Source organism: Streptomyces sp. Edi2 (genome assembly GCF_040253635.1).
In the GTDB taxonomy this organism is placed as follows: Bacteria; Actinomycetota; Actinomycetes; order Streptomycetales; family Streptomycetaceae; genus Streptomyces.
Genome location: NZ_JBEJGX010000003.1, coordinates 6013470 through 6028509, shown reverse-complemented (window position 1 = coordinate 6028509; position 15040 = coordinate 6013470). Strand labels below are relative to the sequence as shown.

Genomic DNA, 15040 nt, shown 5'->3' with positions numbered 1-15040 from the left:
GGCTCGTGGGCAAACAAAAGGGCCGCGGATCCCGGTGTGGGTTCCGCGGCCCTGGAAGGTGCCGACCTGATCGTGCCGATCAGGCTGGATCTCTCCAGGGTTCGTGGCCGCGGTAGGCCCACGTTTCATGCTGCGTCTGGTACTGCTTCCGGGATCCGGCACCATTGGCCGCCGCGAAGACAAAGGCATTCGCCGATGCCGCCGCTGCTACCGCAGGTGCCTCGGTCGGTCGCTCGCTACGCTCGCCGCGCGTCAGCACAGCGAGGGCCTCGGGGCGCGCGACCCCGATACCGGACGGACGGCCGAAGCCGGACATACCGGTACCAAGGAGCGAGGAGCCGAGCGGGCAGGTGGCGACGACCGAGAGATCGGTCATTTTGTTGGTCTCGATGATGCTGATCACTGGGCTCGCCTCCTCTCGGCGTCTCGGTGGACCGGGAATCCCGTTCCAGGGTGTTCAAGTACAGCACGGATCCATCGGATCTCGGAAAGAAACCGTTGTCTCCGTTGCTTGTGAAGGCTATGGGGATGCGCTCCGCGCGCGCAAACTATTTTTCCGACGAGTTTTCCGCGGCGTCCCCGGAGCCGTCCTCCGAGGTCCCCACGAGCTCCTCGCCGGCACAGATTGCCAGCACGTCACTGCCGTAGCGGTCGAACTTCCGCCGCCCCACTCCTGAGATGACCGCAAGCTCCGCTTCGGTTCCCGGAACGGCCTCCGCGATCGCCATCAGGGTCTTGTCGGTGAAGACGCAGTAAGCGGGCTGCCGGGAACGCGCCGCCTGCTCGGCCCGCCACCCGCACAGCCGCTCGTAAAGCGCCTCGTCGAGCTCCGAGGGGCAGTCCTCACACCGCATCAGCTTCATCTCGCCCGCGTCGGTGAGGGTCCGGTTGCAGACCCGGCAGCGGGCCGGGCTGCGGTGCCGGGGGCGCCGCGTCACCACCGCCGCCCCCTCGCCGCGCTCGACGCCCCCGGAGAGCGCGCCCGGCGTCCGGCGGCCGGCGGCCGCCCCGGACCCGGGCCGCAGGCCGCTCAGGAAGCGGCTTGCGCGGCGGGAGGCCCGCCCGCCGGGAGAGCGCGCCAGCGACCAGGACAGGCCCAGATGCACCCGGGCGCGGGTGACGCCGACATAGAGCAGCCGGCGCTCCTCCTCGATCTGCTCGTCCGTCTTGGCGTAGGTGATCGGCAGCATGCCCTCGGTGAGGCCGACCAGGAAGACGGCGTCCCACTCCAGGCCCTTGGCGGCGTGCAGGGACGCCAGGGTCACCCCTTCGACCGTCGGGGCGTGCTGGACGTTGGCCCGCTCGTCCAGCTCGGCGACGAGGTCCGCGAGGGTGGCCGCGGGCCGGGCCTTGGCGAAGTCCTCGGCCAGGCGGACCAGCGCCGCCAGGGACTCCCAGCGGTCCCGTACCGCCCCGGAGCCGGCCGGCGGCCTGCTCGTCCAGCCCATGTCGCTGAGCACGGCCCGCACCTCGGACGGCAGGTCCATGGCGTCGTCGAGCAGCGCGTCGTTGGCACCGAAGCGGGCGGCGCCGCGCAGCTTGACGCCTGCCTCACGCACCTCGGGCCGCTCGAAGAACCGCTCGGCGCCCCGCAGCAGATACGGCACGCCGGCGTCGGCCAGCGCCTGCTCGTAGACCTCGGACTGGGCGTTGATACGGAAGAGCACCGCGATCTCCCCGGCGGGCACGCCGGCGGCGATCAGGTCACGGATCCGGCGGGCGGTGCCCTCGGCCTCGGCGGGCTCGTCGGCGTACTCCGTGTACACGGGCTCGGGCCCGGCCTCGCGCTGCGAGACCAGCTCCAGGCGCTGCTCGGCGGCGCGCCCCTTGGCCTGGGAGAGCAGACCGTTGGCGAGGTGCACGACCTGGGGGCTGGAGCGGTAGTCACGGACGAGCTTGACGACCGTCGCGTTCGGATGGCGGGTGCGGAAGTTGAGGAGGTGGTCGGGGGTGGCGCCGGTGAAGCTGTAGATCGTCTGGCCGGCGTCGCCGACCACACAGAGGGTGTCGCGGTCCCCCAGCCACAGCTCCAGCAGCCGCTGCTGGAGCGGGCTGACGTCCTGGTACTCGTCGACGACGAAGTGCTGGTACTGGGCCCGGACCTGCTCGGCGATGTCGTGCCGGTCCTGCAGCACACCGACCGTGAGCAGCAGCACATCCTCGAAGTCGATGCTGCCGCGGTCGCGCTTGAGCTGTTCGTAGGTGCGGTAGATCTGTCCGACCTCGGCCGGATCACGAGGGGCCTCGCGGCCGGCCTTGGTGACGGCGGCCGGGTAGTCGGCCGGCACGGTCTGGGTGACCTTGGACCATTCGATCTCGGCCGTGACATCGCGCAGCTCATTGCGGTCCAGCCGGATGCCGCAACGGGCGGCGGCCTCGGCGACGACCTGGATCTTGCGGTCCAGCAGCCGCGGGACATCCCCGCCGACGGCCTTCGGCCAGAAGAACTGGAGCTGCCGCAGGGCAGCGGAGTGGAACGTCCTGGCCTGGACCCCGCCCGCGCCGAGCTGCCGCAGCCGGCCGCGCATCTCGCCCGCCGCGCGAGCCGTGAACGTGACCGCCAGCACACTCGCGGGCTGCAGGATCCCGGCCCGCACCCCGTAGGCGATCCGGTGGGTGATCGCGCGGGTCTTGCCCGTGCCGGCGCCGGCCAGCACGCAGACGGGACCGTGCAGAGCCGTGGCGACCTCGCGCTGCTCGGGGTCGAGCCCGTCGAGCACCCCGTCGGCCGAGTCAGGCACCTGCGGGAAAAGAGAGGAGTCCGTTGCTGCTGTCACCCCGCCATGCTGCCAGGTCCGCGCGGCCGCCCGGGAAGCCCGTCCACAGCCGCCGCACCCCGGTCGTACGCATCACATGCCCTGTGGACAGCTTCCGGCACGCGGGAGCGGATGATGCTTTGCTTTTCTCAGCGGCGAGCGGAGAGCAGCGGGCGGCAGCGGCAGCGGCAGCGGCAGCGGCAGCGGCAGCGGCAGCGGCAGCGGCAGCGGCAGCGGCTGGAGGGTAGCGCGGTGGGGCTGACGCGGTGCGGGGGCCGGTGGGGGCGGTCTCGCGGGGTGGGGCGGTGAGGGCGGAGTGGGGCGGGGTGGGGGTGGGGTGGGGGTGGGGTCCCCCCGGGGAATGCCCCGGGCACGTCGTACGTTGTGGTGCTTGGCCGCGCCGAGTGCCGAGTAGGGCGTCGGGCGGTTTCGGATCAAGACTTGACGAAGGAGCGCGGGACGCATGGCGGGCACTGTGACGATGTACAGCACGACCTGGTGCGGATACTGCCGTCGGCTGAAGGGCCAGATGGACCGCGAGGGCATCGCGTACACCGAGATCAACATTGAGCACGACCCGGAGTCCGCGGCGTTCGTGGAGAAGGCGAACGGCGGCAACCAGACGGTGCCGACCGTGCGGTTCCCCGACGGCTCGACGCTGACCAACCCGTCCCTGGCGCAGGTCAAGGAGAAGGTCGGGGCCTGACGGCCGGATGACCTGACGGCCGGATGGCTTGATGGTCTGACGGCTGCGCCCCCCCGTGTACGCGGCAGGCCGTCGGCCGGATCCCCCATGTGGGACCGGCCGACGGCCTGCTGGCTGCTGGGCGCTGTCGTGCTGTCGACAGCCTGTTGTCCGCTGCGTGCCGCCTTCTGCCTACCGCCTGCCGCCCGACGGCGTCCGGGGTGCGCGCCGCCGTGCGGCTGCTCCCCCGGCTCGCCGTCGGGTGTTCACGGCTTGGGCAGCGGCTTGCCGTACCAGAGCTCGATGAGGCGGGCGGCGATGGAGATGCCGTAGGGCGGCAGGACCTCGCCGGAGTCGAAGGCGGCGCGCAGGTCCTCGCGGGAGAACCAGCGGGCCTCTTCGATCTCCTCGCCGTCGACCTGGATCTCGGACGACGTGGCGCGCGCCATGAAGCCCAGCATCAGGCTGGAGGGGAAGGGCCAGGGCTGGCTGGCGATGTACTCGACCTCGCCGACGACGACGCCGGCCTCCTCGAAGACCTCGCGGGCCACCGACTGCTCGATGGACTCACCCGGCTCGACGAAGCCGGCAAGGGTGGAGAACCGGCCCTCGGGCCAGTGGACCTGCCGGCCCAGGAGGGCGCGGTCGTCCTCGTCGGTGACGAGCATGATCACGGCCGGGTCGGTGCGCGGGTAGTGCTCGGCGCCGCACGCCGGGCAGCGGCGGATGTGGCCCGCCGCTGCGATAACGGTGCGCTCACCGCAGCGTGAGCAGAAGCGGTGCAGGCGCTGCCAGTTTTCGAGGGCAACGGCGTGCACGAGGAGGCCCGCGTCACGGGGCGACAGCAGCAGACCGGCCTCGCGCAGGCCCGCCGGGCGCGCGGACTGGTCCATGCGGCCGGGCAGCGAGTCCTTCTGGAGGGCGAAGTAGCTGACACCCTCGCCGTCGGTGCCGAGGTAGTAGCGGTGGGCCTCGGTCAGCGGCGCCTCGAACGACGGCGTCGTGATCAGCTCGGTGCGGCCGTCAGGGGTGTCGTCGATCAGCGCCTGCCCGCCGGACACCACGAAGACACGCGTCGTCGGGTGGCTCCAGGCCGCCGCCAGCCATGCCTCGTCGAGCCGGTGATGGGCGGAGCGGTCGATTCCGCTCGGCGCGCTGAAGGTGAGCGGCCGGCCGGCTGTGTGGTCGGTCCAGGTGGTCACTGCTGTTTCCAACTCCCCCTGTGGCGTGGGTGATTGCTGCGTACGGGCGCGGAGCGTTACGGGGGCGCGTGCGGTCAGGCCGGGCGCCAGGTCTCCGCCAGGTCGTCCCACAGAAGGGCGGCGGTCTCGACGCCCTTCATCAGCAGGTCGAGCTCGACCTTTTCGTTCGGTGCGTGCCAGCCGTCGGACGGCACGGAGATGCCGAGGAAGAGGACCGGGACGCCGAGGACGTCCTGGAGGTCGGCCGCCGGTCCGGAGCCGCCCTCGCGGGTGAAGCGGATCTTGTCTTCGAAGGCCAGGCCCATGGCGCGGACGAGGGACTGGAGCGCGGGGTGGTCGAGCGGGGTGAGGCAGGGGCGGGTGGCGCCCCAGAAGGTGATCTCGTGGCGGATGCCGGCCGGGAGGCGTGCGGCGACCCAGTCGCGTACGGATTGCTGCACGGCGACCGCGCTCTGGCCCGCGACCAGCCGGAAGGACAGCTTGAGCTGTGCGGTGGACGGCACGATGGTCTTGCCGCCGGGGCCCTGGTAGCCGCCGCCGATGCCGTTGACCTCGGCGGTGGGGCGGGCCCAGATGCGTTCCAGGGTGGTGCTGCCGGCCTCGCCGAGGGGGGCGTGGGAGTGCGCGGTGCGCAGCCACTCCTCCTCGTCGAAGGGCAGCTCGGCGAAGAGTTCCCGCTCGCGGTCGGTGAGCTCGATCACGCCGTCGTAGAAGCCGGGGACGGCGACCCGGCGGTCGTCGTCGTGCAGCGCGGCGGCCAGCCGGGCGGCCTCGGTGGCGGGGTTGGGGACGGCGCCGCCGAACGAGCCGGAGTGAAGGTCCTGGTCGGGGCCGTAGAGGTCGATCTGGCAGTCCGTCAGGCCACGCATGCCGGTGCACACCGTGGGGGTGTCCCTGGACCACATGCCGGTGTCAGAGACGATCACCGCGTCGCAGGCGAGGCGGTCGGCGTGCTTCTCGATCAGGGCCGGGAAGTTCGGTGAGCCGGACTCCTCCTCGCCCTCGATGAGCAGCTTGAGATTGACGGCGGGGGCGGTGCGGCCGGTCGCGGCGAGGTGGGCGCGCACGCCCAGGGTGTGGAAGAAGACCTGGCCCTTGTCGTCGGCGGCGCCGCGGGCGTAGAGCTTGCCGTCGACGGTCTGCGGGGCGAAGGGGTCGGTGTGCCAGCCGTCCTCGCGGGCGGCGGGCTGGACGTCGTGGTGACCGTAGACGAGCACGGTCGGCGCGGACGGGTCCCCCGAGGGCCACTCGGCGAAGACCGCGGGCAGGCCGTCGGTCTCCCAGATCTCGGTGGTGGGAAAGCCGGTGTCGGAGAGCTTCGCGGCGAGCCATTCGGCGCTGCGGCGTACGTCGCCGGCGCGCTCGGGGTCGGCGGACACGGAGGGGATGCGCAGCCACTCGGCGAGGTCCTCGAGGAACGCTTCGCGGTGCAGGGTGATGTACGCGCGGACGGCGCTGTCCGGGGTTGTGCTCATACGCCCGAGCCTATCGGCCTTGTGGGGGACGCCGGTCGGCGGTCTCGCCGAGCAGGATGCGTTCGAGTCCGGCGCGGCCGGGCAGCCGGGCGGGCCGGACCACCTCGCCGCTGCGGACGTAGAGGAAGGCGGCGCCGACGGCGGACGGCTCCAGGCCGTACCGCTCGGCCCAGGCGAGGCGGTAGACGGCCAGCTGGAGGGGGTCGGCGCTGTGGGCCCGGCCGGTTTTCCAGTCGACGATCTCGAAGCGGTCGCCGTCGGGGCCGGGCTCTTTGTAGACGGCGTCGATCCGGCCGCGGATGACCCGCCCCGCGAGGGTGAGCTGGAAGGGGGCTTCGACGCGGAAGGGGGTGCGGTGGGCGTAGGGGGTGCGGGCGAAGGCTTCCTTGAGGGCCTCGAGGTCGTGTTCGTCGACGATGGCGGCTTCCTCGCCCGCTTCGGCGCCGGGCAGCTCGTCGGGGCCGAGCAGGGGCAGCGTCAGCTCTTCGAAGCGGGACTCGACCCAGGCGTGGAAGCGGGTGCCCCGGCGTGCTCCGCGCTGCGGCGGGCGCGGCATGGGGCGGGCCAGTTCGCGGGCGAAGCCGTCGGGGTCGGCGGCGAGGCGGAGCAGCTGGGTGGCGCTGAGCGCGGAGGGCAGCGGGACGTCGCGGACGGTGGCGCGGGAGCGGCGCAGCTCGGCGGCGAGGGCGTCCAGATCGCGGTCCCAGGACCCGACGGTGCGCCGCTCCTCGGGGAGGAGGGTGTGCGGCGCGGTCTCGCCGGCGTGGGCGATGCCGGCGTCCGTACCTGCCGTGAGGTCGGGCTCGGTGGAGCGCTGGGCACCGATGTGGGCACGGAGCGGGGCCGGGCCGGCTTCGGAGGTGTCGTGCGGCGCGGCATCGGCGGCGGGGGCTGCGCCCGGCTGGGCGGTGAGCGGAGCGTCGTCGTCGAACGGGTCGGCCTCGTCAAAGGGGTCGGCCTCGTCGAAGGGGGCGGCCTCCGGCATGTCGAACGGATCGGCGTCCAAGCCGTCATCCGCCGGTGGCGGCGGCCAGTCGGGGTCGTGGGCGGACAGGGACGGCGGGGCGGCGGCAAAGGCGGCGGACCCCTCCCCCGTACGGCGTTCCAGATGGGCGCGGACGGTGGCCGCGGCGGCGCGGCGGCGGGCCGTGGCGGTGGGGTCCAGGGGCAGCGGCCAGGCCTGTTCGGTGGCGGCCTCGGCGAGGGCGGGGTTCTCCTCGCCGTCCTCGGGGGCCCCGGCCCAGTGCTCGATCTCGCCGTGTCCCGCCTCGCAGTGCTCGCGCAGCGCCTCCAGGAAGGCGGAGGGGCCGCGCGGTCGCTTCTGCTGGGGGCCCCACCAGTGGCCGGAGCCGAGCAGCAGGGAGCGGGGACGGGTGAAGGTGACATAGCCGAGGCGCAGTTCCTCGGTCTCCTGGTGCTGCTTCATCGCCTCCTTGAAGGATTTCAGGCCGCGGGCGGCCCATTCCCCGACGTCGGGGAGGGTGGCGGCGTCGCCGCGCAGGGCGTGCGGGAGGACCTTGGGCCGGCTGGTCCAGGACTCACGGGCCTGTTCGCTGGGGAACTGCTTGGCGACCAGGCCGGGTACGGCGACCACGTCCCATTCCAGGCCCTTGGACTTGTGGGCGGTGAGGACCTTGATGGTGTTGTCGCCGCCGGGAAGGGAGCTGTCCAGGCCCTTTTCGTGCTGGACGGCGGTGCGCAGGAAGCCGAGGAAGGCGAGCAGGGTGGCGTCGCCGTCGAGGGATTCGCCGCCTTGTTTGGCCGCGAATCCGGCCGCGATGTCGAGGAAGGTACCGAGGGTTTCGCGGCGGCGGGCGGCGAGGGCGTGCGGGGACGCGGACAGCTCGACTTCCAGGCCGGTGGCGGCCAGCACCCGGTGGAGCACGTCCATGAGGGGGTCGCCGAGGGAGCGGCGCAGGTCGCGCAGTTCGGCGGCCAGGTAGGCGAAGCGCACCCGGGCTTCGGGAGAGAAGGGAAGCCCGTCGCCGGGTCCTTCGGCCTCCAGGAAGGTGTCGAGGGCGTCGGCGAGCGAGATGGTCTCGGCCGGGTCGACGCCTTCGACGGCCTCGGCGAGGCGCTGCCCCGGGTCGTCGGACGGGGCGGTGTGGTGGACGAGGGTGCGGGCGCGGCGGCCCAGGAGCGCCAGGTCGCGGGGGCCGATCCGCCAGCGCGGGCCGATCAGCAGGCGGACCAGGGCGGCGTTGGCCGTGGGGTCCTGGAGCACTTCGCATACGGCGACGAGGTCGGCGATCTCGGGCAGGTGCAGCAGTCCGGAGAGGCCGACGACCTCCACGGGGAGGTCCCGGGCGACCAGTTCGCCCTGGATGCGGGCGAAATCACCGGCGGTGCGGCACAGCACGGCGATCTCGCCGGGCGGGGTGCCGGTGCGGACGAGGTGGGCGAGGGAGTCGGCGAGCCAGGTGAGCTCTTCGGCGTGGGTGGGCAGCAGGGCGCAGCGGACGGTGCCGTCGCGCTCGGCGCCGGGGGCGGGGCGCAGTGCTTCGACGCCCTCGTGCATCCGCCGCAGGGGCGCGGCGAGGCCGTTGGCGAGGTCGAGGAGGCGGCCGCCGCTGCGGCGGTTCTCGCTGAGGGCGTACCGGCGGGCGGGGGTGCCGTCCTGGAAGGGGAAGTGGACGGGGAAGTCGTCGAGGTTGGCCACGGAGGCGCCGCGCCAGCCGTAGATGGCCTGGCAGGGGTCGCCGACGGCGGTGACCGCATGCCCGGTGGGGGTGCCGGTGCCGGTGTCGGTGCCGGTGTCGGTGCCGGCACCGAAGAGGCCGGACAGCAGCAGCCGTTGGGCAACGGAGGTGTCCTGGTACTCGTCGAGCAGGACGACGCGGAATTCGTCGCGCAGGATCCGGCCGACTTCGGGGCGGGTGGTGGCGAGGGTCGCGCAGTGGGCGATCTGGTCGCCGAAGTCGAGGAGGTCGCGGCGGCGCTTCTCGGCCCGGTAGGCGGTGACGAGGTCGAGCAGTTCCAGGCGGCCGCGGGCGGTCTCGGGGGCCTTGCGCAGGTCGGCGTTGGTGAGTTTCACGCCGTCGAGGGCGGCCAGGAGCTCGGTGTCGTACGTGCGGAGCGCGGCGGGGTCCACGAGGTGTTCAGCGAGCTCGGCGTCCAGGGCGAGCAGGTCCTCCACGAGGGAGGGCAGGGAGGTGGTGAGGGCGGGGTAGGGGCCGGGGGCGGCACGGAGCGTACGGGCGGCGAGCTGGAAGCGGGTGGCGTCGGCGAGGAGCCGGGCGCTGGGCTCCAGGCCGATGCGCAGGCCGTGGTCCTTGAGGAGCTGGCCGGCGAAGGCGTGGTAGGTGGAGATCCGCGGCTCTCCCGTGGGCTGCCCGTCGGACCGGCCGGTGGCGGTGGCGCCGGCATCGGCCGGGAGCGCGTCCGGGTCGGTGACTCCGGCGGCGAGGAGCGCGGCCCTGACGCGTTCGGCGAGCTCGCCGGCCGCCTTGTTCGTGAACGTCAGCCCGAGGACCTGCTCGGGGGCGACCTGCCCGGTGCCGACCAGCCACACCACGCGCGCGGCCATCACCGTGGTCTTGCCCGAACCGGCTCCGGCCACGATGACCTGCGGGGCGGGCGGGGCGGTGATGCACTCCGTCTGCTCCGGCGTGAACGGGATGCCGAGCAGCTGCTTGAGCTGCTCGGGGTCGGTGAGGCGAGCTGACACAACAAAAACCGTAGCGGTCGCCACTGACAATCCGCTGCGCTTGGCTTGCTTCCCACGTTTTCGGCTGTCCCGCCGTGGGGGTTTCTCTTTGTTGCGCCTGGCGGCGGGCCCGTCCGCTGCGCTTTGCCTCACCCCGCTTTCGACTGTCCCGCCGTGGGAGTTCGCCGCCGTTGCGCCTGGCGGCGGGCGGGGCCGCTGCGCGGGGCTGTGGGTGCGGTGACGGGCCGGAGGGGCAGGGTGTCCGGACTGCTTCGCTTTACGCTTCGCTGCGCTCCGCCTTTGCTCTTTATTTTGATCTTCGGAAGCAAAGCCCGGACACCCTGCCCCTCCGGCCCGTCCCCTCCCGTGGTGGAGGGAGGTGAAGGCCGGTGGGGGTGCACGTAAACGATCACGTGCACCCCCACGCAGGTTCTTCCACCCACTCACGGGAGGGGCCGCGCCGCAGGACGGAGTCCGGAGGAGCGGCACCGCACCCGACCACCCACGCCCGCCGCAGGCGCCACGGCGGCGAACTCCCACGGCGGCCAAAGCCAAAAACGGTCCGAGGCAAAGCGCAGCGGACCGGCCCGCCGCAGGCGAAACAAGAGAAACCCTCACGGCGGGGAAGCCGACAACGTGGGAAACAAGCCAAGCGCCGCGGCCCCGCTCACTCGACGACGTGCCGTCCCTCCGGCTGTGCGCTGCATGATGCCCGGAAGGTGCAGTGGGTGCAGTGGGTGCCGGTGGTCGGGGTGAACCGCTCTTCCAGTACGCGGCCCGCCGCGGTGGCGAGCAGTTCGCCGACCCACTCGCCCCCGGCCTCCGCCGGGGCGCCCCCTTCGTCCGCCGAGGGGGCCGCCGCCTCCAGCGGCTGCTGTGCCTGTACGGCGGGCAGGGCGTCGCCGCCTTCCTTCTGGGCCGCGCCCAGCCGCAGATGCACCAGTTCCGCGCCGCCCAGCTGCGGCGTGCGGCCGTCGAAGGCGTCGTCGACCGCGCCCTCGCGCACCGCGAGCTGGTAGACGGCGAGCTGGGGGTGGCGGGCGACCTCGGGGCCGGTCGGCTTCTGTTTGCCGGTCTTGAAGTCGACGACATACGCCCGGCCCTGCGCGTCCCGGGAGACGTGGTCCATGCTGCCGCGGATGCGGACCTCGTAGGCGCCGGCCCGGAGGGTGAGGTCGAAGCCGTGCTCGGTGGCGGCGGTGTCCCGGCCACGGGTCTCGCGTTCCATGACGTGCCAGCGCAGGAAGCGCTCCAGGGCGGCGCGGGCGGACTCCTTCTCCTGGCGTGACTTCCAGGGGGCGTCGAAGGCGAGGGAGTCCCATACGGAGTCCAGGCGCTCCATCAGGACGGACAGATCGGCGGGGGTGCGGCCGGAGGCGACCTCGTCGGCGAGCACATGCACCACGTTGCCGAAGCCCTGGGCGGCGGTGGCGGGGGTGTCCGCCTTGACCTCGCGGCCCAGGAACCACTGGAGGGAGCAGGTGTTGGCGAGCTGGTCGAGGGCGCTGCCGGAGAGGACCACGGGACGGTCGCGGTCGCGCAGCGGGACGGTGCTGTGGGTGGGTTCGAACAGGCCCCACCAGTTGTCCGGGTGGGCAGCCGGTACCAGGGGGTGGTGATCGTCGTCGTGCAGGGCGGCCAGTTTCGCGAGCCGCTGGGCGGCGGCCTCGCGCAGCGCGGGGGTGGCATCCGGGTCGACGGTGGTGGCGCGCAGCTCGGCGACGAGCGCGGCCACCGAGAGGGGGCGGCGCGGGCGGCCGGTGACGTCCTGGGGGGTGACGCCCAGCTCGGTCAGGAAACGGGAGGGCTGGTCGCCGTCGTCGGCAGCGGCCTTCACCGCGGTGACGACCAGGCGTTCGCGGGCCCGGGTGGCGGCGACGTAGAACAGCCGGCGTTCCTCGGCGAGCAGCGCGCCCGGGGTGAGCGGTTCGGCCAGGCCGTCGCGGCCGATCCGGTCGGCTTCCAGGAGCGATCCGCGGCGGCGCAGGTCGGGCCAGAGGCCTTCCTGGACTCCGGCGACGACGACGAGCCGCCATTCCAGGCCCTTGGCGCGGTGTGCGGTCATCAGCCGTACGGCGTCGGGGCGCACCGCGCGGCGGGTGAGGGTGTCGGCGGCGATGTCCTGGGCGTCGAGTTCTTCCAGGAAGTTGAGCGCGCCGCGGCCGCCGGTGCGCTCCTCGGCGCGGGCGGCGGTCTCGAAGAGGGCGACGACGGCGTCCAGGTCGCGGTCGGCGTTGCGCCCGGCGGCACCGCCGCGGTGGGCGGCCCGCTCCAGGCGCTGCGGCCAGGGGGTGCCGTCCCACAGCTCCCACAGCGCCTGTTCCGCGGTGCCGCCGCCGGCCAGCAGTTCGCGGGCCTTGCGCAGCAGCAGCCCGAGCCGCTGGGCGCCGCGGGCGTAGGCGGGGTCGTGCGCCACCAGGCGCTGCGGTTCGGCGAGCGCCTGGGCGATCAGTTCGTCGGAGGGCCGCGGAGGTGTCTGTCCGGCGGCCCGTTCCTCCTCGCGCAGGGCCCGGCCCAGCCGTCGCAGATCGGCGGAGTCCATGCCGCCGAGGGGGGAGGTCAGCAGGTCGAGGGCGGTTTCGGCATCGAGTACGGGGCGGGCGGCGACTCCGGCGGGGGCCGGGTCGGAGGCCGGATCGGGGGCGGCCTCGGCGAACGGGAGGTCATCAGGATCGGCCTCGGCGAACAGGGCGCCATCAGGATCGACCTCGGCGAACGGGTCGTCATCGGGGGTGACCTCGGCGAACGAGGCGTCATCGGGGGCGGCCGTACCGGAGGGGACGTCTCCGGAAGTGGCCTCACCGACGGCGCCCGCGGCAGCTCCCGCCTCGCCAGGACCGCCGGGACCGGCACCGTCCAGGCCAGCACCGTCCGGGCCGGCTCCGTCCGAGCCGGCCCCGTCCGAGCCGGTCCCGCCTGCCCCGGCCCCCGCCGGACCCTGCCCCAGCGCGGCCCGCGCCGCCGCCCGTAGTGCCGTCAGCAGGGGGGCGACCGCGGGTTCGTGGCGCAGCGGCAGATCGTCGCCGTCGATGTCGAGGGGTACCCCGGCCGAGGTGAGCGCACGGCGTACCGCGGGGAGTGAGCGCCCCCCGGCGCGTACGAGGACGGCCATCTCGCGCCAGGGCACGCCGTCTTCCAGATGGGCGCGGCGCAGGATGTCGGCGATGTTGTCGAGCTCGCTGCCGGGCGTCGGGTACGTGTACACCTCGACGCGGCCGCCGTCCCGTACGGGCACCGGCTCGCGGTGGGCGCGTACCGTCCGGGCCGGGAGGCGGGTGAGCGGCATCCTGCGGGTCAGCAGCCGGGTGGCCGCGAGCAGCGCGGCGCCGGAGCGCCGGGAGGTGCCGAGCACGGCCACCGGGGCGGGGGTGCCGTCCCCGCGGCGGAAGGTCTCGGGGAAGTCGAGGATGCCGTTGACGTCGGCGCCCCGGAAGGCGTAGATCGACTGGTCGGGGTCGCCGAAGGCGACGAGGGTGCGTCCCGGGGAGCCCGGCGCCCCCGTCGCTCCGTGGTTGCCGGCGAGCGCGCGCAGCAGCCGTACCTGGGCGACGTCGGTGTCCTGGTACTCGTCGACGTAGACCGCGTCATAGGAGGCGGCCAGGTGCGCCGCGACGTCGGTGCGTTCGGCGAGCAGCACCGCGCGGTGCACCAGTTCGGCGTAGTCCAGTACGCCCTGGGCGTCCAGGACGTCGAGGTATTCGGCGAGGAAGCCGGCCGCGGCGCTCCAGTCGGGGCGGCCGGTGCGCCGGGCGAAGGCGCCGAGGGCGTCCGGGCCCAGGCCCAGTTCGCGGCTGCGGGCGAGCACCGCACGGACCTCGTCGGCGAAGCCGCGGGTGGTCAGGCAGGCCCGCAGCTCGTCCGGCCAGTTCACCGGGGCACGGCCGGCGCCGGCCAGTTCCGCCTGTCCGGCCAGGAGCTCGCGGACGACGAGATCCTGCTCGGGTCCGGACAGCAGCCGCACCGGGTCGGCGAAGAGGTCGGCGTCCTGATGGGCGCGGACCAGGGCGTAGCAGAAGGAGTGGAAGGTCGTCGCCTGCGGGATGCCCGCCCGTGGTCCGCCCCCTGTGGCGGGCGCGCCGCCGACCGGGTTCTCCAGGTCGGCCAGCCGGGCCGCGAGCCGGTCGCGGAGTTCGACGGCGGCCTTGCGGCTGAAGGTCAGGACGAGGATCCGCTCGGGGTCGCCGCCGGCCCGCACCCGGCGGGCCACCGACTCCACCAGGGTCGTGGTCTTTCCGGTGCCCGGTCCGGCCAGCACCAGCAGCGGCCCCTGCCGGTGGTCAACCACGGCGCGCTGGGCTGCGTCCAACGCAGGAGGAGCCACCCGCCCCGGCGGGGTGCGCACCAGCCGGTACGTGCCTGCGGCACCCCGCGGCGCCACCCGGTGGGGCGGCGCCGGCGGGATGGCCGGGGAGGCCGAGAAGGAGGAACTCACGTGGATCGCCGGTCCTGAGGAGGTGCTGGTCGTGGTGCGTGCGTGGTGCGCGGCGCCGCGGGCCGCCGGTCAGGGGTGGTCCGGCTGCGCGGTGCGCGGCGGAGCCGTCGTCGTGACGGCAGTGCCCGACGCTACGCCAGGCCGCGTCCGGGCCGCTGAGCCTGCCACGGCCCGTCGCGCGGTGCCGTCGGCGCTAGGGAGCCGCGCCGCCGTCCGCAGCACCGCCCGCGCCACCGTTCGCGCCACCACCCACGCCGCCGTCCGCGTCTCCGTCCTGGCGCCCGTCCCAGCGGGCCCGCCGCATGTCGAGCCGCGGTATGTGGTCCTCGGCGGCATGCGGGGCCGTCCGCAAGGGGGTGCCCTCGTCGCGGTAGTGCCCCAGGGCGCGCAGTTCACTGCCGGGCAGCAGCCGGCCGTCCGCGCGCACCACCCGCCACCAGGGCACGGCGGCGCCGTAGAGCGCCATCACCCGCCCCACCTGCCGCGGCCCGCCCGTCCCTCGCCCGCCACCGCCCTCCGCCACCAGCCCTTCGGGCTGCTCCTCCTCCTTGAGCCACTCCGCGACATCGCCGTACGTCATCACCCGGCCCGCCGGGATCAGCTCGGCAACCGCCAGGACCCGTTCCGCGTACTCCGGGTACTCCGGATCTTCCGGGTTTGCGGGGAATTCACCCGCCGCCTCATCTCCGGTCCCACTCATTCGGTCCATCCTGCCGTACGGCACCGACAATGGGATCGGACACACGGTCCGGCGCCTTCAAGAGGTCGGCGGCAAGGCGCGACTGCCCCGGTGATGGGAGGGCGTTCCGCTTCCCGCACCCCCGAAATGCACCCTGATGCCCCC

8 protein-coding genes are annotated in these 15040 nt (G+C 73.7%); 1 reads left to right on the top strand and 7 read right to left on the bottom strand.

What is annotated here, in order from left to right:
- Positions 1-79 precede the first annotated feature (79 nt).
- Both ABR737_RS30010 and ABR737_RS30005 read right to left on the bottom strand, forming a co-directional pair.
- A complete protein-coding gene (locus tag ABR737_RS30010) occupies positions 80-403 on the bottom strand; it encodes a hypothetical protein (protein WP_350253767.1) in 324 nt (107 codons plus the stop codon).
- Between the two features lie 145 nt (positions 404-548).
- On the bottom strand, positions 549-2777 hold the full coding sequence (locus ABR737_RS30005) for an ATP-dependent DNA helicase UvrD2 (RefSeq protein WP_350253765.1): 2229 nt from the start codon (positions 2775-2777) through the stop codon (positions 549-551).
- Between the two features lie 442 nt (positions 2778-3219).
- Between ABR737_RS30005 and ABR737_RS30000 the strand changes: the two genes are divergently transcribed.
- On the top strand, positions 3220-3462 hold the full coding sequence (locus ABR737_RS30000) for a mycoredoxin (RefSeq protein ID WP_088799819.1): 243 nt from the start codon (positions 3220-3222) through the stop codon (positions 3460-3462).
- Between the two features lie 245 nt (positions 3463-3707).
- Here ABR737_RS30000 and nudC read toward each other — a convergent pair whose 3' ends face one another.
- The 5 genes from nudC to ABR737_RS29975 all read right to left on the bottom strand — a co-directional run bounded on the left by nudC (position 3708) and on the right by ABR737_RS29975 (position 14896).
- On the bottom strand, positions 3708-4643 hold the full coding sequence (nudC, locus tag ABR737_RS29995) for an NAD(+) diphosphatase (RefSeq protein ID WP_350253763.1): 936 nt from the start codon (positions 4641-4643) through the stop codon (positions 3708-3710).
- Between the two features lie 74 nt (positions 4644-4717).
- Positions 4718-6118 carry a dipeptidase gene (locus tag ABR737_RS29990; protein ID WP_350253761.1) on the bottom strand — a complete coding sequence of 467 codons (1401 nt, stop codon included), beginning with the start codon at positions 6116-6118 and terminating at the stop codon, positions 4718-4720.
- 10 nt (positions 6119-6128) lie between these two features.
- The gene (locus ABR737_RS29985; RefSeq protein ID WP_350253760.1) at positions 6129-9785 is read right to left on the bottom strand and encodes an ATP-dependent helicase; all 3657 of its coding nucleotides are present in this window, start codon (positions 9783-9785) and stop codon (positions 6129-6131) included.
- A 646-nt stretch (positions 9786-10431) separates the two neighbouring features.
- Positions 10432-14106, bottom strand: a complete 3675-nt coding sequence (locus ABR737_RS29980) for an ATP-dependent helicase (protein ID WP_350256976.1) — start codon at positions 14104-14106, stop codon at positions 10432-10434.
- Positions 14107-14389: 283 nt separating this feature from the next.
- Positions 14390-14896, bottom strand: a complete 507-nt coding sequence (locus tag ABR737_RS29975) for an MGMT family protein (protein ID WP_350253758.1) — start codon at positions 14894-14896, stop codon at positions 14390-14392.
- Between the last annotated feature and the right edge of the window lie 144 nt (positions 14897-15040).